At 64.8% G+C, this 18,516-nt stretch carries 21 protein-coding genes; 13 read left to right on the top strand and 8 right to left on the bottom strand.

Annotation, left to right across the window (positions count from 1 at the left end; translation table 11 throughout):
- Window positions 1-20: 20 nt before the first annotated feature.
- The 3 genes from OU419_RS09030 to OU419_RS09020 form a co-directional block, all read right to left on the bottom strand.
- Window positions 21-1,676, bottom strand: a complete 1,656-nt coding sequence (locus OU419_RS09030) for a cation acetate symporter (RefSeq protein WP_254476727.1) — start codon at window positions 1,674-1,676, stop codon at window positions 21-23.
- Window positions 1,673-1,984: a DUF485 domain-containing protein gene (locus OU419_RS09025; protein WP_254476726.1), complete on the bottom strand. Its 312-nt coding sequence runs from the start codon at window positions 1,982-1,984 to the stop codon at window positions 1,673-1,675. The genes OU419_RS09030 and OU419_RS09025 overlap by 4 nt, the downstream gene beginning before the upstream one ends.
- A 221-nt stretch (window positions 1,985-2,205) precedes the next feature.
- Window positions 2,206-3,060, bottom strand: coding sequence for a glycine betaine ABC transporter substrate-binding protein (locus OU419_RS09020; protein ID WP_254476725.1), 855 nt, complete (start codon window positions 3,058-3,060; stop codon window positions 2,206-2,208).
- A 278-nt stretch (window positions 3,061-3,338) separates the two neighbouring features.
- Here OU419_RS09020 and OU419_RS09015 point away from each other — a divergent pair, with 278 nt between their 5' ends.
- A complete protein-coding gene (locus OU419_RS09015; protein WP_254476724.1) occupies window positions 3,339-3,560 on the top strand; it encodes a DUF2061 domain-containing protein in 222 nt (73 codons plus the stop codon).
- A gap of 80 nt (window positions 3,561-3,640) precedes the next feature.
- Window positions 3,641-5,239 carry a glycoside hydrolase family 17 protein gene (locus OU419_RS09010; protein ID WP_254476723.1) on the top strand — a complete coding sequence of 533 codons (1,599 nt, stop codon included), beginning with the start codon at window positions 3,641-3,643 and terminating at the stop codon, window positions 5,237-5,239.
- Here the strand turns inward: OU419_RS09010 and OU419_RS09005 are convergent.
- A complete protein-coding gene (locus tag OU419_RS09005; RefSeq protein WP_254476722.1) occupies window positions 5,187-5,609 on the bottom strand; it encodes a lysozyme inhibitor LprI family protein in 423 nt (140 codons plus the stop codon). The genes OU419_RS09010 and OU419_RS09005 overlap by 53 nt on opposite strands.
- Complete coding sequence (locus OU419_RS09000; protein WP_254476721.1) at window positions 5,606-5,968, bottom strand: hypothetical protein; 363 nt, start codon at window positions 5,966-5,968, stop codon at window positions 5,606-5,608. Before OU419_RS09000 ends, OU419_RS09005 begins: the two co-directional genes overlap by 4 nt.
- 112 nt (window positions 5,969-6,080) lie before the next feature.
- Between OU419_RS09000 and OU419_RS08995 the strand changes: the two genes are divergently transcribed.
- From OU419_RS08995 to OU419_RS08975, 5 genes are all read left to right on the top strand, one after another.
- Window positions 6,081-6,653 (top strand): hypothetical protein, encoded by a 573-nt coding sequence (locus OU419_RS08995; RefSeq protein ID WP_254476720.1) that lies wholly within the window; start codon window positions 6,081-6,083, stop codon window positions 6,651-6,653.
- Window positions 6,654-6,717: 64 nt separating this feature from the next.
- Window positions 6,718-7,203 (top strand): GNAT family N-acetyltransferase, encoded by a 486-nt coding sequence (locus OU419_RS08990; RefSeq protein WP_254476719.1) that lies wholly within the window; start codon window positions 6,718-6,720, stop codon window positions 7,201-7,203.
- A gap of 87 nt (window positions 7,204-7,290) precedes the next feature.
- Window positions 7,291-8,640, top strand: coding sequence for an alpha/beta fold hydrolase family protein (locus tag OU419_RS08985; RefSeq protein WP_254476718.1), 1,350 nt, complete (start codon window positions 7,291-7,293; stop codon window positions 8,638-8,640).
- A gap of 3 nt (window positions 8,641-8,643) precedes the next feature.
- Entirely contained in the window at window positions 8,644-9,456 is an 813-nt protein-coding gene (locus OU419_RS08980; protein ID WP_408004932.1) for an MlaA family lipoprotein, read from the top strand.
- 137 nt (window positions 9,457-9,593) lie between these two features.
- Complete coding sequence (locus OU419_RS08975) at window positions 9,594-10,454, top strand: pirin family protein (RefSeq protein WP_254476717.1); 861 nt, start codon at window positions 9,594-9,596, stop codon at window positions 10,452-10,454.
- A 35-nt stretch (window positions 10,455-10,489) separates the two neighbouring features.
- On the opposite strand, the gene OU419_RS08970 is transcribed toward OU419_RS08975, so the two are convergent.
- The gene (locus tag OU419_RS08970; protein WP_254476716.1) at window positions 10,490-11,677 is read right to left on the bottom strand and encodes a patatin-like phospholipase family protein; all 1,188 of its coding nucleotides are present in this window, start codon (window positions 11,675-11,677) and stop codon (window positions 10,490-10,492) included.
- 56 nt (window positions 11,678-11,733) lie between these two features.
- Window positions 11,734-12,666: a lipid A biosynthesis lauroyl acyltransferase gene (locus tag OU419_RS08965; RefSeq protein WP_254476715.1), complete on the bottom strand. Its 933-nt coding sequence runs from the start codon at window positions 12,664-12,666 to the stop codon at window positions 11,734-11,736.
- A 232-nt stretch (window positions 12,667-12,898) separates the two neighbouring features.
- On the opposite strand from OU419_RS08965, the gene minC reads away from it, so the two are divergent.
- From minC to OU419_RS08935, 6 genes are all read left to right on the top strand, one after another.
- A complete protein-coding gene (gene minC, locus OU419_RS08960) occupies window positions 12,899-13,834 on the top strand; it encodes a septum site-determining protein MinC (RefSeq protein WP_254476714.1) in 936 nt (311 codons plus the stop codon).
- Between the two features lie 61 nt (window positions 13,835-13,895).
- Window positions 13,896-14,711 carry a septum site-determining protein MinD gene (gene minD / locus OU419_RS08955; protein WP_254476713.1) on the top strand — a complete coding sequence of 272 codons (816 nt, stop codon included), beginning with the start codon at window positions 13,896-13,898 and terminating at the stop codon, window positions 14,709-14,711.
- The gene (gene minE / locus OU419_RS08950) at window positions 14,708-14,962 is read left to right on the top strand and encodes a cell division topological specificity factor MinE (protein ID WP_017522035.1); all 255 of its coding nucleotides are present in this window, start codon (window positions 14,708-14,710) and stop codon (window positions 14,960-14,962) included. The genes minD and minE overlap by 4 nt, the downstream gene beginning before the upstream one ends.
- Window positions 14,963-15,037: 75 nt before the next feature.
- Window positions 15,038-15,673, top strand: coding sequence for an RluA family pseudouridine synthase (locus tag OU419_RS08945; RefSeq protein ID WP_254476712.1), 636 nt, complete (start codon window positions 15,038-15,040; stop codon window positions 15,671-15,673).
- 132 nt (window positions 15,674-15,805) lie between these two features.
- Window positions 15,806-17,095 carry a M18 family aminopeptidase gene (locus OU419_RS08940; protein WP_254476711.1) on the top strand — a complete coding sequence of 430 codons (1,290 nt, stop codon included), beginning with the start codon at window positions 15,806-15,808 and terminating at the stop codon, window positions 17,093-17,095.
- Between the two features lie 53 nt (window positions 17,096-17,148).
- Window positions 17,149-17,556: a GFA family protein gene (locus tag OU419_RS08935; RefSeq protein ID WP_254476710.1), complete on the top strand. Its 408-nt coding sequence runs from the start codon at window positions 17,149-17,151 to the stop codon at window positions 17,554-17,556.
- Window positions 17,557-17,700: 144 nt separating this feature from the next.
- On the opposite strand, the gene OU419_RS08930 is transcribed toward OU419_RS08935, so the two are convergent.
- Window positions 17,701-18,417 carry a UTRA domain-containing protein gene (locus OU419_RS08930; RefSeq protein WP_254476709.1) on the bottom strand — a complete coding sequence of 239 codons (717 nt, stop codon included), beginning with the start codon at window positions 18,415-18,417 and terminating at the stop codon, window positions 17,701-17,703.
- Between the last annotated feature and the right edge of the window lie 99 nt (window positions 18,418-18,516).

The following is an 18,516-nucleotide window of genomic DNA, read 5'->3' as shown; positions in this document are numbered from 1 at the left end:
CGACCGACAGCCTCAGGCTGTCAGTGGGCTACGGCACCAGTGGCGCCCAGGCCGGTCTGCGAACGGATGAACTGCGGGAAGAAGCGCGCACGCTCTTCGTCGGCAGCGGCAGACTTGTCGGTGATGGAGAAGAACCAGATACCGATGAAAGCCACGGCCATCGAGAACAGCGCCGGGTATTCGAACGGGTAGATGGGCTTATCGTGGCCGAGGATCTGCACCCAGATGGTCGGGCCAAGGATCATCAGCACCACCGCGGTGATCAGGCCCAGCCAGCCGCCGATCTTGGCGCCACGGGTGGTCAGTTTCTTCCAGTACATGGAGAGCAGCAGTACCGGGAAGTTGCAGCTCGCGGCGATGGAGAAGGCCAGGCCGACCATGAAGGCGATGTTCTGCTTCTCGAACAGGATGCCGAGAATGATCGCGACCACACCCAGGCAAACGGTGGTGATCTTCGATACGCGCAGTTCGTCCTTCTCGTTGGCCTTGCCGCCCTTCAGTACGCTGGCGTAAAGGTCGTGGGACACGGCCGAGGCGCCGGCCAGGGTCAGGCCGGCAACCACCGCGAGGATGGTGGCGAACGCCACGGCGGAGATGAAGCCCAGGAACAGGCTGCCGCCCACGGCGTTGGCCAGGTGCACGGCGGCCATGTTGTTGCCGCCCAGCAGGGCGCCGGTGGCATCCTTGAAGTCCGGGTTGGTGCTGACCAGCAGAATCGCTCCAAAGCCGATGATGAAGGTCAGGATGTAGAAGTAGCCGATGAAGCCAGTGGCGAAGAACACCGACTTGCGGGCTTCCTTGGCGTCGCCGACGGTGAAGAAGCGCATCAGGATGTGCGGCAGGCCCGCGGTGCCGAACATCAGCGCGAAGCCAAGGGAGAAGGCCGAGATCGGGTCTTTCACCAAGCCGCCGGGACTCATGATGGACTCACCCTTGGGGTGAACCTTGATGGCTTCGGAGAACAGGGTGCTGATGTCGAAGTTGACGTGCTTGAGCACCATGATCGCCATGAAGGTCGCGCCCGACAGCAGCAGCACGGCCTTGATGATCTGTACCCAGGTGGTGGCCAGCATGCCGCCGAACAGCACGTAGAGCACCATCAGGATGCCTACCAGCACGACCGCGACGTGGTAGTTCAGGCCGAACAGCAGCTCGATGAGCTTGCCGGCGCCGACCATCTGCGCGATCAGGTAGAAGGCCACGACCACCAGCGAACCGCAGGCGGACAGGGTGCGGATGTCCTTCTGCTTGAGACGGTAGGATGCCACGTCGGCGAAGGTGTATTTGCCCAGGTTGCGCAGGCGTTCGGCGATCAGGAAGAGGATGATCGGCCAGCCGACGAGGAAGCCGATGGAGTAGATCAGGCCGTCATAGCCAGAAGTGAACACCAGCGCGGAAATGCCGAGGAAGGACGCGGCGGACATATAGTCGCCAGCGATTGCCAGGCCGTTCTGGAAACCGGTGATGCTGCCGCCGGCGGTATAGAAGTCGGCAGCCGACTTGCTGCGCTTCGAGGCCCAGTAGGTGATGCACAGGGTCAGGCCGACGAAGGCGACGAACATGACGATGGCGGAGATATTCAGCGGCTGGCGCTGTACCTCGCCGGTGAGGGCGTCAGCCCAGATTGCGGGAGCGAAGGCGGCCAGCGCTAGGGCCGCTGTAATTCGGCCTTTCATTGCTGGGCCTCCTTGAGGACTTCCTGATTGAGGCGGTCGAACTCACCGTTCGCACGGCGCACGTAGATGCCAGTAAGCACGAAGGCAGAGAGGATCAGCCCGACGCCCATGGGGATGCCCCAGGTGACGGACGAACCGGCACTGATCTTCGCGCCGAGCAACTGCGGCTGGAAGGCAATGAGCAGGATGAAGACCACGTACAGGCCCAACATGATCAGGGAAAGCAGCCAGGCGAATCGCTCGCGCTTGGCTACCAATTCTTTGAAGCGCGGATTGGTATCAATCCGCTGGTAGATGCTGTCGTTCATTTTGTTCTTGTCCTCACAGCGGGGATGACGCGGATGTCGTCGTTTCCTAATTTATGTGTCCGCTGCAAGCGCTCCAGACGACTTTAGTCGTAGCGCGAACCTGATGAACGGCGAGGGTTTGCGAGGAAGCCCGGAATAGACACATCGGAATAAAAAAATCCCCCACGAACGTCGAAGTTCGCGAGGGATTTTCCTGTGCACGGGCTGGCGTCAGATGACGCTTACAGCCACTCCTTCACCCGATCCGGATGCGCCTCGACCCACTTCTTCGCAGCGACGTCGGGCTTTTCGCCATTCTGCACCGCGAGCATCACTTCGCCGATTTCCTGGCCGTCCTTCCACTGGAACTTCTTCAGGAACGCCCAGACTTCCGGCGCCTTCTTCTCCAGAGCCGGGTTGGCCACGCTGTCGACGTGTTCCTCTTCGCCGTAGACCTTCTTCGGGTCTTCGAGGAACTTCAGCTTCCACTTGGCGAACATCCAGTGCGGAATCCAGCCGGTGACGGCTATGGCCTTCTTGTCGTTCTCCGCGCGGGTCAGCTCGGCGATCATGCCGCTGCCGGAACTGGCCACCAGCTTGTAGTCCAGGCCGTAGTCCTTGATCGCCTGGTCGGTCTTGAGCATCACTCCGGCGCCGGCATCGATGCCGACGATGCGACCGTCGAAATCGGCTTTCTGCGCGTTGAGGTCCTCGATGCTGTTGGCTTTCACGTACTCGGGCACGATCAGGCCGATTTTCGCGCCCGGGTAGTTCACGCCCAGGTTGACCACCTTGTCCTTCATTTTCTCGTAGTAGGCGCCGTGGGTGACCGGCAGCCAGGCCGACAACATGGCGTCGAGCTTACCGCGCGCCACGCCCTGCCACATGATCCCGGCGGCGACCGGCATCAGCTTGACCTGATAGCCGAGCTTCTCGCGCATGATTTCCGCGGCCACATGGGTGGTGGCCACGCTGTCCGACCAGCCGTCTACGTAACCGATGGTGATCTCCGGCTTGGCCGCCGCTGCGGCCAGCCCCGCCGCCGCCGACAGCACAAGCCCTGCGCCCAGGCCCAACAGGCGTCGCATCATTCGCATGGTTTTCTCCCCTTGGTTTTGTGAGCGCCGGGCAGCCCGGCGCATGTCGCGGTCTTGGCCGCCCTTCCATCATCGGCGCGGACAACCGGGGGGCTGCTCTGAGAACGACACGCAACGGTCCGATAAGCGACAGAATCCAGCCATCCGCGACCCGCCCTGTCCATCCACGACGCCGGCCGTCTCCTATCGCGCCGATACGAACAGCCAATTACCCGGCAGGGCGGCACGGAACTAACCTCTTCTCAACAGAGAATCATTCTCAACTTGGAGAGAACACCATGCTCAAGACCGTTACCTTCACCCTGATGCACTTCGCTATCGCCTTCAGCGTGGCCTACGCCCTGACCGGCAGCGTGACCGTGGGCGGTCTGGTGGCGATCGTCGAGCCGCTGTGCAACGCGGTGGGCTTCCACTTCCACGAGAAGATATGGAAGCGCTTCGAGAACGGCTCGGCCAGCGAGACCGCGCCGACCCACAACTGGATTCACCGCCACGCGTGAGTGCCCCATCGGGGCACTGACGCCGCCGGGCGGCGTTGCTAAGATGCGCGCCTCGCCACGGCTCGCGTGCCTCAGCCTCCATGCCCCAGTCCTCGCGCTTTCCGCTTTTCCCCTACTGCCTCGCCCTGCTACTGGCCATCGTCGCGCTCTGCGGGCTCTGGTACGGCCTTGGCCAACCGGTGAACCTGCCGGATGCGGCGACGCCCACGCATAAGCTGCAATGCGCGTCGTACAGCCCGTTCGCCAAGGACCAGTCACCCTTCGATCAGCCGTTCGTACTGCGCCCACAGCAGATGGATGCCGACCTAGCACTGCTGGCGACGCGCTTCGACTGTGTGCGCACCTATTCGATGACCGGGCTGGAGCAGATCCCCGCCCTCGCCCGCAAGCACGGCCTGAAGCTGATGCTCGGTGCCTGGGTCAACGCCAATCCGGCGGACACCGACCGCGAGGTGAACGCGCTGATCAAGGCCGCCAACCAGTACCCGGACGTGGTGCAGGCGGTGATCGTCGGCAACGAGACCCTGCTGCGCAAGGAGGTCACTGCTCCCTACCTGGCCGGGCTCATCCAGCGGGTGAAATCGCAGGTTCGCCAGCCGGTGACCTATGCCGATGTCTGGGAGTTCTGGCACCGCCATCCGGAAATCGCACCGGCGGTGGACTTCCTGACCATCCACCTGCTGCCGTACTGGGAAGACAACCCGAGCGGCATCGACGATGCACTCGCCCATGTCGCGAAGATTCGCCAGGACTTCGGCCGCGAGTTCGCGCCCAAGGACATCCTCATCGGCGAGACCGGCTGGCCCAGCGAAGGCCGCCAGCGCGAGACCGCCCTGCCCAGCCGGGTCAACGAAGCGCGCTTCATTCGCGGTTTCGTGCACATGGCCGAGGAAAACGGCTGGCGCTACAACCTGATCGAAGCCTTCGACCAGCCGTGGAAGCGCCAGAGCGAGGGCGCCGTGGGCGGCTACTGGGGCCTGTTCAGCGCCGACCGCGAGGAGAAAGGCGTGCTCGCCGGGCCGATCAGCAACCTGCCGGGCTGGCCATTGTGGCTGGGGCTCTGCGGCGTGATCCTGTTCGGCGGGCTGCTGCTGGGCGGCCGTCCCGCCTCTGCCCGCAGCGCCTTCGTGTTGCCGCTGGTCAGCGCACTGGGTGCCGGCTGCATCGGCCTGTGGCTGGAGCTGTCGGTGATCACCAGCCGCTTCTGGGGCGAATGGCTCTGGGCGGCGGCGCTGGTCGGCCTCAACCTGCTGGTGCTGCTGCACGCCTGCCTGGCCTCGTCGGCCCGCACGGGCTGGCGATCGAAAGTTTATGAATGGCTGCAAAACCGCGCCGGCCTGTGGCTGGCGATCGCCGGTTTCGCTGGCGCAGTGCTGATGCTCGGAATGGTCTTCGATGCGCGCTATCGCAGCTTCCCCAGCGCGGCGCTGCTATTCCCGGCGCTGGTGTACCTGTGCCGACCGGCCGCGGCGCCACGGCGTGAAGCGCTGCTGCTGGCGCTGATCATCGCGGTCGGCATGCCCGCGCAACTGGCCCTGGAAGGAGCGAGCAATCTGCAGGCACTGGGCTGGGCGGCCGTAAGCCTGCTGCTGGTCGGCGCGCTGCTGCGCGGTGTGCGCCTGACGACTAGTCCGCGCCGTTCATCGCACCCTGCAGATAATCCCGCCGTCCCTGGTTGAGCCGCAGCAAGCAGCGATAGAAGACCTGCTGCGCGCCTGACGCGGCGGCGCCGGAATAGCCCACCTCGAAATCGCACTGGCGCTCGCTGAATGTCGCGTAGCGCCGGGCGGCGTCGCGCAGCGAGGAAACAGCCTGCTCGTGGTGAGTGCGGGTGATCCGGTCATCCCGCAGGCGCTGTGTGGAATGCGCGACGAGACGGTCTTCCAGGCGGCGAAGCTCCTGGTTGCTCTGGTAGTACAGCTGCGTGAGGCAGTGCACCGAGTCCGCACCGGAATTGGCCGCGATGCACGCTTCGCCTTCCGCGGGGAAATCCCGCGCCACTGCCAGTACCGGCAGCGCCAGCAGGAGCAGCACGCTGCGCCGGATCACGACGTCGCCCGGACCAGGCGCAACCCGGCCAGCACCACGGCGAACACGGCGAGACCGGCGTTATACAGCACCAGCGCCGGCAGCGTGACCAGCATCGCCAGCACTGCCAGCCACCAGCCGGCCCGGCGCGGGACGAAGAACGCCAGCAGTGCCAGCCCAGACGCCAGCTTGCCGAACACGCCGAAGTGGATCGCCCAGCCGAGCTGCGCACGCACACCACATTCCCAGCGCGTGGCCTCGTCGGCGCAGATGCCGACCCAGCGGCTGTCCTCCATCAGCCCGAAACGCACGCCATAGCTGGCGGCCAGCCAGAGCGCCAGGGCGAGCAGCAGGAGGATCACGGGCAATCGACGGGACATGGCGCCACTACTCCGGGCCGGCGGGGAAATCGGCGCCCAGCATAACCGGCGCCGGAGCCGATGCAAGTAGCCGCACACCTTGCGTAAACTGCCTCTCCCGATGGAGACACCGATGAAGCGATCGACCCAGTTCCTGCTTGTCTGCGTGGCGATCAGCTTCTGGTGGCTGTGGCCTGGCGGTCGGCAGCATACGCCGCCGCAGCCACAGCCGGGCCAGATGCTATCCAATGGCGGTTTCCGCGTGGCGGCGTACTCCATCTACCCGCTGCAGGATTTCAGCATCGAAGCCCGAGTACTGGGACGCGAGGATTATCGCCTGGACCGCGGGTCGGACCTCTCCCCCACCGACCTGGCACTGGGCTGGGGGCCGATGGCCGACCCGCAGGTGCTGTCCAGCATCCGCATTACCCAGGGTAATCGCTGGTACTACTGGCGCGCGGATTCCATGCCGATCCCGCGCCGCGAAATCGAAACCCACAGCGCCAACATGCACATGATCCCCGCCAATGACAGCGTGGCGCGAACCCTCGCCCAGGTCGGCAAGGACGACACCATTCGCCTGAGCGGCAAGCTGGTGCGCGTGGAGGCTGATGACGGCTGGCGCTGGATCAGCTCGCTGAGCCGCGAAGACACCGGCGCCGGCGCCTGCGAGCTGGTCTGGGTGGAGAGCCTGGAACGCCGCTAGGACGGTTGCCAGCGGCGGCGGCCACGGGGCATGCTCGAACATCCCACACTGCAAGGTGTTACCCATGCCGCGCGTTTCGCTCCGCCCCGCTGTCCCCGCCGATATCCCGCTGCTCATCGAGCTGATCACCGAACTCGCCGACTACGAGCGCCTGGTCCATGAGGTCAAGGCCGACGCCCAGCGCATGCACGAGCACCTGTTCGGCCCGCGCCCCTACGCCGAGGTACTGGTCGGCGAGGTGGACGGCGAAGCGCAGGGCTTCGCGCTGTTCTTCCACAACTACTCCACATGGCTCAGCCAGCCAGGCATCTACCTGGAGGACCTGTACGTCCGCCCCGCCGCGCGCGGTGCCGGGCTGGGCAAGGCGCTGCTCACCGAACTGGCACGGCTGGCAGTGGAACGCGGTTGCGGTCGGCTGGAATGGTCGGTGCTGGACTGGAACGAGCCGGCAATCGGCTTCTATCGCAGCCTCGGCGCCCTCCCACAGGACGAATGGACCGTCTATCGTCTTACCGGAGCGGCGCTGCATGACCTGGCCGGCAAGGCCTGAAACGCAACGTCGCACTTGTCGGCAATGCGCTGGTCATATTCGCCTGTCTCCCTAGAGTTGGCTTCTTTCCGAAAGGACTCCACATCCATGACACGTCTTTCACGCGCGGCCGTACTGCTCGGCTGCCTCGCCCTGGGTCTCGCCGGGCCGGCATTCAGCCGTGACGTCGACCTGGCCGGGTATGGCTACCCACTGGTCAACCCCTTCGAAGCGACCATCGCCACCACGCCGCCGGATCTGCGCCCGCAGTTGCCCGAAGACGGCGACATCAACCAGTCCGACTATGCGCTGAAGCTGCGCCCGGAGCGCGAGCACCAGTTGCCGGACAACTTCTGGCCGGTGAAGAAGCTGCACTACCGCCTGGCACGGCAGGACCATGAGGCGCCGCTGGTGTTCATCATCGCCGGTACCGGCGCGCACTACGCCAGCAGCACCCCGGAATACCTCAAGCGCCTGTTCTACGGGGCCGGCTACCACGTGGTGCAATTGTCCTCGCCGACCAGCTGGGACTTCATGGCCGGTGCTTCGCCCCACGCCACGCCGGGCTACTCCCCCGACGACGCCGACGACCTCTACCGCGTGATGCAGGCCGTGCGTGCCCAGCATCCGGAGCTGCCGATCAGCGATTACTACCTCACCGGCTATAGCCTGGGCGCCCTGCACGCGGCCTTCGTCAGCAAGCTCGACGAGACCCGCCGCAGCTTCAACTTCAAGCGCGTGCTGCTGCTCAACCCGCCAGTGAACCTCTATACCTCGGTGAGCAACCTGGACAAGATGGTGCAAACCCAGGTGAAGGGCATCAACGACTCCAAGACCTTCTACGAAGTTGTGCTGGGCAAGCTGTCACGCTACTTCCAGCAGAAGGGCTACATCGACCTCAACGATGCCTTCCTCTATGAGTTGCAGCAGTCCAGGCAGCACCTCTCCAACGAAGAAATGGCCATGCTGATCGGCGCGACGTTCCGCTTCTCCTCCGCCGACATCGCGTTCACCTCCGACCTGATCAACCGCCGCGGCCTGGTTACCCCGCCGAACTACCCGATCACCGAAGGCACCAGCCTCGAACCTTTCTTCAAGCGTGCCATGCAGTGTGACTTCGAGTGCTACATGACCGAGCAACTGATCCCCATGTGGCGCGTACGCTATGACGGCGGCAGCCTGCCGCAACTGATCAACCAGGTCAGCCTCTACGCCCTGCAGGACTACCTGCACGACAGCCGGAAGATCGCCGTGATGCACAACGCCGACGATGTCATCCTCGGCCCCGGCGACATCGGCTTCCTGCGCCGCACTTTCGGCGACCGCCTGACGCTCTACCCGCTCGGCGGCCACTGCGGCAACCTCAACTACCGCGTGAACGCTCAGGACATGCTGACGTTCTTCAAAGGACAGGATGCGCAGGCTCCGGGCCTGGCAACCGCGCAGACAGGGAACTGAATCATGCCATTTCGCCCTTCCTGGATTTTCGTCCTGGCGCTCGGCTGCGGCCTGGCCCAGGCCGACGATACGCCGACGCAACCGCTGCGCAGCAACGGCATGGTCACCGAACAGCCTGACGCCGACGGATTCAAGCACCCGCTCGACGCACTGAAGTTCAACCCCAGCCTCGATCAACGCGAGTTCGAGCGCGCCACCCTGGATGCGCTGAACGTTTACGACCCCTGGGAATCGTGGAACCGCCGGGTCTACCACTTCAACTACCGCTTCGACCAATGGGTGTTCCTGCCCGTTGTCCACGGCTACGAGTACGTCACCCCGCGCTTCGTCCGCACCGGCGTGAGCAACTTCTTCAGCAACCTCGGAGAAGTGCCGACCCTGCTCAACAGCATCGCCCAGCTCAAGCCCAAGCAGGCAATGAACAGCACCGCGCGGCTGCTGTTCAACACCACCTTCGGCATTCTCGGCTTCTGGGACCCGGCCAGCAGCATGGGGCTACCCAAGCTCAGCGAAGACTTCGGCCAGACCCTGGGCTACTACGGCGTGCCTGCCGGCCCGTATCTGATGCTGCCAATCCTCGGCCCGTCCAACCTGCGCGACACCGGCGGCCTGGTCACCGATTTCGTGGCGAGCCGGGAGGTGGACTACCTCAATGTTTCCACCCTGGGCAGCGAGTACTGGGAGATTCCAACGCTGCAGATCATCGACAAGCGCTACAGCACCAGCTTCCGCTATGGCCAGATGAACTCGCCGTTCGAGTACGAGAAGCTGCGCTACGTCTACACCGAAGCGCGCAAGCTGCAGATCAGCGAGTGACCGCAACCGCCGCCTTGTGCGGCGGTTTTCTTCCTCCAGAAACATCCATTGATTCGATTGATTTGGCGAAAAACTCGCAACCATTCATCCATCGTTCAGGACTAGGATGGCCTCATTCACAGATTGAGGAGGTTTCCATGTCTCGCTTGCGTACCGTGATCGACCAGCACATAGGCCACCCCGCCTCCGACGGCGCAGGCGTGCGCCTGACCCGCGTGATCGGCGGCCCCGGCCTCGAACGCTTCGATCCGTTCCTGATGCTCGACCAGTTCGACACGCAGAATCCGGACGACTACATCGCCGGCTTCCCGGCCCACCCGCACCGTGGCTTCGAGACCGTCACCTATATGCTCGAAGGCCGTATGCGCCACGAGGATCACCTGGGCAACCGTGGCCTGCTCAAGCCCGGCGGTGTGCAGTGGATGACGGCGGCCCACGGCATCATCCACAGCGAGATGCCCGAACAGGAAGAAGGCGCCATGCGCGGCTTCCAGCTCTGGCTGAACCTGCCGGCGAAGGACAAGCTGTCGCCGGCGGGCTACCGCGACATCGAGCCCGAAGACGTGCCCCGCGCCAGCACTTCGCAAGGTGTCGCCGTGACGGTGATCGCCGGCCGCTTCGACGATGGCGAAACCGCTCTGGACGGTGCCGTGCAACGTCCCGGCACCGAGCCGCACTACTACGACCTGAACCTGCCAGCCGGCGCATCGGTGACGCCGATCCTGCCCACCGGGCACCGGGTGATGCTGTACGTCTACGAAGGTTCGCTGCAGGTTCCGGGCGAACGCGGCGACGAGACCATCGCCACCAACCGCCTGGTGCGCCTGGGCCAGGGCGACGAGATTCGCCTGTCCAGCGACAATGGCGCCCGCGTCCTGCTGCTGGCCGGCAAGCCGCTCAACGAGCCCATCGTGCAATACGGCCCGTTCGTGATGAACAGCCGCGAGGAAATCGAGCAGGCTCTGCGCGACTACCGGGACGGCGTACTGGCGGTCTGACCGACACGCACGCAGGATGGTCAGGACGCAAGCCCCTAGAGGGACCAATCCTCCATTCCCAGAAAGCGCGCGATTTCCGTGCGCTTTTCCATCGCATCGCGATAGCCCAGCTCGATCAGAGCATTGCAGTATCCCGGCTCGAACAGCAGATAGCTCAACACACCCGCCCCGCTCGCCTTGGTCGCGCCCGGCCCGCGCAGGAACAGCCGCAGCGCGCTCGGCAGTTCGTGGCGAAACTGTGCGGCGATCTCATCCAGAGGCCGGCTCGGCGAAATCACCAGCACATCCACCGGCTGCAGGCCCAGCGCCTTGCGGCTCTTGCCTTCGGGAACCAGCGAACTCAGGTAGTTGATACGGTTGAGCAGTTCGATGTCGCCTTCCAGGCTATCGATGAAGGTGCTGTTGAGCAGATGGATGCCGACCTGCGCCAGGCTCGGTGGCTGCCCGGTCTGGTGACGGCCGACGGGCTCGTTGGCGTCGCCCTGGGCCGGATTGCCGCTCACACCGATCACCAGGATACGGTTGGCCCCCAGGTGCAGGGCCGGACTGATCGGCGCCTGCTGGCGCACTGCGCCATCGCCGAAATACTCGCGGTGGACCTTCACCGGCTCGAACAGCAGCGGGATCGCCGAACTGGCCAGCAGGTGCTCCAGTTGCAGCCGGGTCGGAACACCGACCCGGCGGTGTCGCAGCCAGGGATCGATGGTGGCGCGGCCCTGGTAAAAGGTCACGGCCTGCCCGGACTCATAGCCGAACGCGGTGACCGCGACCGCACGCAGGTTGCGGCGGCGCACGGCGGCGGCAATGCCCGAGAAATCCAGCTCGCGCTCCAGCAGATAACGCAGCGGCGTACTGTCCAGCAGCGCCACCGGCTGGCGCTTGCCCAACCCCAGAAGGCTGTGGCCGAGGAAACGCAGAGCCTGGACGACCACCCCGGGCCAGTCGGCGCGGTACACCTGACCGGTGCGAAACCCCTTCCAGACCGCGGTAAGGCGTTGCACGGCCGTCGGGAACGACAGCGCGCCGCACGCCAGCCCGACCGCATTGATAGCCCCCGCGGAGGTACCGACGATCACCGGAAAGGGGTTCTCGGCGTCCTCGGGCAACAGCTCGGCGATCGCCGCCAGCACACCGACCTGATACGCAGCCCGCGCACCGCCTCCGGAGAGGATCAGGCCGGTGACGGCGAGTGGATGCTGGGAACTGCTGGCGGAGTTGGTCACGGCTAAAGTCCTTGTCGCGTCGTATCCAGCTTGGCAGACGTGCCGTTCGACGCTGGCTACTTCTTCTTGTCGTAGAGCTTGGGCTCGCCTTCGGGGCGGCTCTTGAAGCGGCGGTGCGCCCAAAGGTACTGCTCGGGCTGACGGCGAATTTCCTGCTCGACCCAGCGATTGACGCGCAGGCAGTCGGCCTCCTCGCTCTCGCCGGGAAAGTCCTCCAGCGGCGGGTGGATGGTCAGGCGATAGCCGGAACCATCGGCCAGGCGCGATTGGGTGAACGGGCAGACCAGCGCGCGGCCCAGGCGGGCGAACTTGGTAGTGGCGGTGACGGTGGCGGCGTGGATACCGAACAGCGGCACGAAAATGCTCTGCTTGATGCCATAGTCCTGGTCGGGCGCATACCAGATGGCACGGCCGGCGCGCAGCACCTTGAGCATCGCGCGCACATCCTCGCGCTCGATGGCGGTGGCATCGTCGTTATGCCGTTCGCGGCCGCTGCGCTGGACGAAATCGAACACAGGGTTGTCGTGCTCGCGGTACATGCCATCGATGGTCTGCACCTGGCCGAGCAGCGCGGCGCCGATCTCCAGGGTGGTGAAGTGCATGGCCATGAGGATCACACCCTTGCCTTCGGCCTCGGCCTTGCGCAGGTGCTCCAGACCTTCAATGTGCGCAAGCTTCGCCAGGCGTGCCTTCGGCCACCACCAGCTCATGGCCATCTCGAAGAAGGCGATGCCAGTGGAGGCGAAGTTTTCCTTCAGCAGGCGCTTGCGCTCGGCGGCGGATAGTTCCGGGAAGCACAGCTCAAGGTTGCGCGCGGCGATGGCGCGCCGGCTGCCGACCACGCGGTACATCACGCCGCCGAGTGCGCGTCCCAGCCAGAGCAGCGCCGGATACGGCAATTGCACCACCAGCCAGAGTACGCCGAGGCCGAGCCAGAGCGGCCAGTGGCGGGGATGGAGGAACTCACGGCGAAAGGTGGGGCGGTCCATTGAACTTTCCGGTCACGATCGAAGCCCGACATTCTACCCTGCCGACACGTCCCGCGCTTCCCGCTGCAGGGGCCGCTGCCGTTTCGGCGCAAGGTACGTTGCCGCGCACCGCGCGAAATGCATCTGTGCCGCAGCCGCGGCGAAACGCCGGCGGCCCTTGGCAATCGGCCACGCTTGCGGCTGCCGGGGCGGTCCGCTATAAGTCCAACCATTTTGACGACGCAGTCCGACCATGAGCCAAGCTGACCTTCTCGACCACGATCCCGTATTCCAGCTCAAGGGCAGCATGCTGGCCGTCACCGTTCTGGAACTGGCCCACAACGACCTGCCGCGCCTGGACCGGCAGCTCGCCGACAAGGTCGCCCAGGCACCCAACTTCTTCCGCGACACTCCGCTGGTGCTGGCGCTGGACAAGTTGCCCGACGGCGAAGGCCAGCTCGACCTGCAGGGCGTGCTCGACATCTGCCGCCGCCACGGCCTGCGCACCCTGGCGATCCGTGCCAGCCGCGAGGAAGACATTCGCCTGGCCACCATGTTCGATATCCCGGTGCTGCCGCCGTCCGGTTCGTCCCGCGAGCGCGTCGTCGAGCCAAAGGACTCCACCCCGCAAGTGACTGGCGCCGCGCCGGTTCGTCGCCCGCGCGGCGAGAAATTGTCCGCGAAAGTCGTGGAGCAGGCCGCCGGCAGCGCACAGACCGCCGAGAAGCCTGCCGACACCCAGGGCGAGAAGCCCACCGAAACCATGACGCAAGCGCCTGCCGATACCCAGCAAGCGCCCGCCGCGGACGCTGTGGAAGCGGCCCCTGAAAAACCGGCCGAACCGCCGACGCCGGTGGTCCGTCCGACCAAGCTGGTAACCACCCCGGTACGCGGCGGCGTACAGATCTACGCTGCCGGCGGCGACCTGATCGTGCTCGCGCCGGTCAGTCCCGGCGCGGAACTTCTCGCTGACGGAAATATCCATGTGTACGGACCGATGCGCGGTCGCGCCCTGGCCGGTGTCAAGGGTGACACCAGCGCACGGATCTTCTGCCAGCAACTGGCTGCGGAACTCGTGTCCATCGCTGGAAATTACAAGGTCGCCGAAGACCTGCGACGCAGTCCGCAATGGGGTCAGGCAGTGCACGTCAGCCTGTCGGGAGACGTGTTGAACATCACCCGCCTTTAACGGATACTGCCGCGACTTTCAGGGACCAGAATTCTTCGTTTTTTCTTTGGGGTGAATCACCTTGGCCAAGATCCTCGTAGTCACTTCCGGTAAGGGTGGCGTCGGTAAAACCACCACCAGCGCAGCCATCGGCACCGGCCTGGCCCTGCGCGGCCACAAGACCGTCATCGTCGACTTCGACGTGGGCCTGCGTAACCTCGACCTGATCATGGGCTGCGAACGCCGCGTGGTGTACGACTTCGTCAATGTCATCAATGGCGAAGCCACCCTCACCCAGGCCCTGATCAAGGACAAGCGCCTCGAAAACCTGTTCGTGCTGGCTGCCAGCCAGACCCGCGACAAGGACGCCCTCACCCAGGAAGGCGTCGGTAAGGTCATCGAGGAACTCAAGCAAAACTTCGACTATGTGATCTGCGACTCCCCGGCAGGCATCGAGAAAGGTGCCCACCTGGCCATGTACTACGCCGACGAGGCGATCGTCGTGACCAACCCGGAAGTTTCCTCGGTCCGCGACTCCGACCGCATGCTCGGCCTGCTGGCCAGCAAGTCCGCCCGCGCCGAGAAGGGCGAGGAAGCGATCAAGGAGCACCTGCTGCTGACCCGCTATAACCCCGAGCGAGTCACCAAGGGCGAAATGCTCGGCGTGGAAGACGTCGAAGAAATCCTGGCCATCCGCCTGCTCGGTGTGATTCCGGAATCCCAGGCCGTGCTGAAGGCATCGAACCAGGGCGTACCGGTCATCCTCGACGAAGAGAGCGATGCCGGCCAGGCCTACAGCGACGCCGTCGAGCGCCTGCTGGGCAAAGAGATGCCGCATCGATTCCTCGATGTGCAGAAGAAAGGATTCCTGCAACGACTGTTCGGAGGACGTGAATGAGCCTTTTAGATTTCTTCCGCAGCCGGAAGTCGCAATCCAGCGCCTCTATCGCGAAAGAAAGACTCCAGATCATCGTCGCCCATGAGCGCGGCAACCGTTCGCAACCGGACTACCTCCCGCAGTTGCAGAAAGATCTGCTGGAAGTGATCCGCAAATACGTGCCCATCGACCAGGAACAAGTCCAGGTCGAGCTGGCCAACCAGGGCAGTTGTTCGATCCTGGAACTCAACATCACCCTGCCGGAGCGTTGATCCGGCCTGGGTGAACCTGCGGCGGCTTCGGCCGCCGCAGTCGTTTTTGCCTTCCCATTTCGTAACCGAGCCTCCATGCCGCTTTCCCAGATCGAATTCATTCACGAGGACGCCGCCCTTCTGGTGGTGAACAAGCCCACCCTGCTGCTCTCCGTGCCCGGCCGCGCGGACGACAACAAGGACTGCCTGATCACCCGCCTGCAGGAAAACGGCTACCCGGAAGCGCGCATTGTCCATCGGCTGGACTGGGAAACCTCCGGCCTGATCGTGCTGGCCCGCGATGCCGACAGCCATCGCGAGTTGTCCCGTCAGTTCCACGACCGCGAAACCGAAAAGGCCTACACTGCGCTGTGCTGGGGCGAACCGGAACTGGACAGCGGCCGCATCGAGGCCCCGCTGCGCTACGACCCGCCAACCAAGCCACGCCATGTGGTGGACTTCGAGCAAGGCCGCCACGCACTGACTTTCTGGCTGGTGCTGGAGCGCCACGGCAACTGGAGCCGCGTCGAACTCACCCCGATCACCGGCCGCTCGCACCAGTTGCGCGTGCATATGCTGAGCATCGGCCATCCTCTGCTGGGCGACCGACTGTACGCCGAAGGCGAGGCTCTGACCCTGCGCGACCGCCTGTGCCTGCATGCCAGCATGCTGGCCCTGACCCACCCGCAAACCGGCGAGCGCCTGCGCTTCGAGTCGCCCGCTCCGTTCTGACGCTTCGAGCTGCCGTAGTAGCGGACCTTGTCCGCGATGCGAATACCCCGCTCCTCACACAGGACCGCGCCTCAGGCCGCAGAATCCCCCATTTACGTTAAACTTCCGGCCATTCGCTGTCCGGAGTTACCCATGCGCGCAGAACTCAATCAGGGCCTTGTCGATTTCCTCGCGGCCTCCCCCACGCCTTTCCACGCTACCCAGACCCTCGCCCGCCGTCTCGAAGAAGCCGGCTACCAGCGTCTGGACGAGCGCGACGCCTGGCGCACCGAGGCCGGTGGCCGCTATTACGTCACCCGCAACGATTCCTCTCTGATCGCTTTCAAACTCGGCACCGCGCCGCTGCTGGAGAACGGCCTGCGCCTGGTCGGCGCGCACACCGACAGCCCCTGCCTGCGGGTCAAGCCCAACCCCGAACTGGTGCGCCAGGGCTACTGGCAGTTGGGTGTAGAAGTGTACGGCGGTGCCCTGTTCGCGCCGTGGTTCGACCGCGATCTGTCCCTGGCCGGTCGCGTCACCTTCCGCCTGGCCGGCAAGGTGGAAAGCAAGCTGATCGACTTCAAGGCACCGATCGCCGTAATCCCCAACCTGGCCATCCATCTCAACCGCGACGCCAACATGGGCTGGGCGATCAACGCCCAGACCGAGTTGCCGCCAATCCTGGCTCAGGTGTCCGCCGGCGAAACCCGTGACTTCCGCGACCTGCTCGGCGAGCAGTTGCAGGCGGAACACGGCATCACCGCCGATGCCATCCTCGACTACGAGCTGAGCTTCTACGACACCCAGCGCGCCGCCGTGATCGGCCTCGACGGAGCCTTCATCGCGGGTGCCCGCCTGGACAACCTGCTGTCCTGCTATGCCGGCCTCGAAGCCCTGCTGGCCAGCAGCGACGACTACAGCGGTGTGCTGGTATGCACCGACCACGAGGAAGTCGGCTCCTGCTCCGCCTGCGGCGCCGACGGCCCGTTCCTGGAACAGGTGCTGCGCCGCGTGTTGCCCGACGGCGATGCCTTCACCCGCACCGTGCAGCGCTCGCTGCTGGTTTCCGCCGACAACGCCCACGGTGTGCATCCGAACTACGCGGACAAGCACGACGCCAACCACGGCCCGAAGCTCAACGGCGGCCCGGTAATCAAGATCAACAGTAACCAGCGCTACGCCACCAACAGCGAAACCGCCGGCTTCTTCCGCCACCTGTGCCTGGAAAACGAAGTGCCCGTACAGAGCTTCGTGACCCGCAGCGACATGGGTTGCGGCTCCACCATCGGGCCGATCACCGCCAGCCAGATCGGCGTGCGCACTGTGGATATCGGACTGCCGACCTTCGCCATGCACTCGATCCGCGAACTGGCAGGCAGCCAGGACCTGCGCTACCTGACCAAGGTGCTCAGCGCCTTCTACGACAGCGCCGACCTGCCCTGACCAAAGGTCCGGCCCCCGTCGGGCCTTTTTCGTACAGAGCGTCTTTCCGGAGAATGGACATGCCCCTCGATGGAAGCTGCCTGTGTGGCGACATCGCCTATCAGGTCGACAAGCTCGACATGCCGATCGGCCATTGCCACTGCATGACCTGCCAGAAGGCCCATTCCGCGGCCTTCGCCAGCACCGCCGGGGCAATGCGCGAACACTTCCGCTGGAAGCGTGGCGAGGACAAGGCGGCAGCCTATAAATCCTCGCCCGGCAAGCTGCGCAAGTTCTGCCCGCGCTGCGGCACGCAACTGATCGCCGAACGCGCCGGCCAACCGCACGTCATCGTCCGCGTAGCGAGCCTCGACGACGATCCGGGTGCGCGGCCTGCGCGGCATATCTGGGTATCCCACGACCGGCCTTGGCTGGCACAGGACGGCATTCCCGCCTATCCAGAGTGGAGCCCGGATCGCTGAAGCGCCGCTGCCACGGCTCGCAGCGGAGCACTCCACACAGGATGGCGATCGAGCCGGTATCCACAGCCTGGGTATCGCTCATGCGCTACCCATCCTGTCGGTCGCCATGCCGCACCCTGCACGCCCGCTTTCAGTGCCAGAGGGTCAATCCGGCACTTCCACGCTGACGTGGATCGCGTCGTGCCGCCAGAACTCCAGGTCGCAATCGATGATCCTCCCGTGCTGGTCGCGGTTGATACGGGTGATACGCAGCGCCGGACTGCCATCGGCCACGCGCAGCACGCTGGCTGCCTCGCCGTGCAGCGCGGTAGGCACCATGTCGAAGCGCACGCGGCCATAGTGGATGTCATAACGGCTGGCATACAGCTCGGTCAGCGAGCAGGTCAGGTCGCTGTCGAGAATGGCGGGGAAGTACGCCGGGTTGAGGTAGTGCTCTACATAGAGCACCAGCCGACCATCCACCCGCCGCAAGCGGCGAATCTGGAACACGCTCGATAGAGCCGGCAGCTCAAGCAATTCGCAGATCGCCGCGCTGGCGGGAACCTGTCGCGCCGACAGCACTTCGGTGGCCGGCATCCGCCCCTGCCCCTCCACCATCGCATGATAGTGACTGCGCACCAGCGGGTTGTAGAGCAGGCGCGGTGGCGAAACGAACCAGCCACGGCGTTCCTCGCGGTAGATCAGCCCCTGCGCTTCCAGTTGGCCAAGGGCTTCGCGCAGGGTGATCCGCGTGGTGTCGAACAGCTCACTGAGCTTGCGCTCCGCTGGCAGCTTGCCGCCAGCGATGAGCAGCCCGCTATCGATCTGTTCGATCAGTGCCCGGCAGATCGCCGTCACAGTGGGTAGCGCCGTGTCGCGCATGCCAACTCCCTCTACTGGCCTAGTCCAGCCCCGAAATGGAGCATTTCGTCACCCTCGCGGGTCCTCGTCATCCTAGAAAACTCCCGTGACCGTCCCGTG

The sequence above is a fragment of the Pseudomonas triclosanedens genome, assembly GCF_026686735.1.
GTDB lineage: Bacteria > Pseudomonadota > Gammaproteobacteria > Pseudomonadales > Pseudomonadaceae > Pseudomonas > Pseudomonas triclosanedens.
The sequence above is the reverse complement of the archived record's forward strand: the minus strand, read 5'-3'. Positions and strand labels throughout refer to the sequence as shown.

Excerpts from the sequence above, each read along its gene's own strand:
- OU419_RS09030 (WP_254476727.1), bottom strand. The coding sequence starts at position 1,676 with ATGAAAGGCCGAATTACAGCGGCCCTAGCGCTGGCCGCCTTCGCTCCC.
- OU419_RS09025 (WP_254476726.1), bottom strand. The coding sequence starts at position 1,984 with ATGAACGACAGCATCTACCAGCGGATTGATACCAATCCGCGCTTCAAA.
- OU419_RS09020 (WP_254476725.1), bottom strand. The coding sequence starts at position 3,060 with ATGCGAATGATGCGACGCCTGTTGGGCCTGGGCGCAGGGCTTGTGCTG.
- OU419_RS09015 (WP_254476724.1), top strand. The coding sequence starts at position 3,339 with ATGCTCAAGACCGTTACCTTCACCCTGATGCACTTCGCTATCGCCTTC.
- OU419_RS09010 (WP_254476723.1), top strand. The coding sequence starts at position 3,641 with ATGCCCCAGTCCTCGCGCTTTCCGCTTTTCCCCTACTGCCTCGCCCTG.
- OU419_RS09000 (WP_254476721.1), bottom strand. The coding sequence starts at position 5,968 with ATGTCCCGTCGATTGCCCGTGATCCTCCTGCTGCTCGCCCTGGCGCTC.
- OU419_RS08995 (WP_254476720.1), top strand. The coding sequence starts at position 6,081 with ATGAAGCGATCGACCCAGTTCCTGCTTGTCTGCGTGGCGATCAGCTTC.
- OU419_RS08990 (WP_254476719.1), top strand. The coding sequence starts at position 6,718 with ATGCCGCGCGTTTCGCTCCGCCCCGCTGTCCCCGCCGATATCCCGCTG.
- OU419_RS08985 (WP_254476718.1), top strand. The coding sequence starts at position 7,291 with ATGACACGTCTTTCACGCGCGGCCGTACTGCTCGGCTGCCTCGCCCTG.
- OU419_RS08980 (WP_408004932.1), top strand. The coding sequence starts at position 8,644 with ATGCCATTTCGCCCTTCCTGGATTTTCGTCCTGGCGCTCGGCTGCGGC.
- OU419_RS08975 (WP_254476717.1), top strand. The coding sequence starts at position 9,594 with ATGTCTCGCTTGCGTACCGTGATCGACCAGCACATAGGCCACCCCGCC.
- OU419_RS08965 (WP_254476715.1), bottom strand. The coding sequence starts at position 12,666 with ATGGACCGCCCCACCTTTCGCCGTGAGTTCCTCCATCCCCGCCACTGG.
- minC (WP_254476714.1), top strand. The coding sequence starts at position 12,899 with ATGAGCCAAGCTGACCTTCTCGACCACGATCCCGTATTCCAGCTCAAG.
- minE (WP_017522035.1), top strand. The coding sequence starts at position 14,708 with ATGAGCCTTTTAGATTTCTTCCGCAGCCGGAAGTCGCAATCCAGCGCC.
- OU419_RS08945 (WP_254476712.1), top strand. The coding sequence starts at position 15,038 with ATGCCGCTTTCCCAGATCGAATTCATTCACGAGGACGCCGCCCTTCTG.
- OU419_RS08940 (WP_254476711.1), top strand. The coding sequence starts at position 15,806 with ATGCGCGCAGAACTCAATCAGGGCCTTGTCGATTTCCTCGCGGCCTCC.
- OU419_RS08935 (WP_254476710.1), top strand. The coding sequence starts at position 17,149 with ATGGACATGCCCCTCGATGGAAGCTGCCTGTGTGGCGACATCGCCTAT.
- OU419_RS08930 (WP_254476709.1), bottom strand. The coding sequence starts at position 18,417 with ATGCGCGACACGGCGCTACCCACTGTGACGGCGATCTGCCGGGCACTG.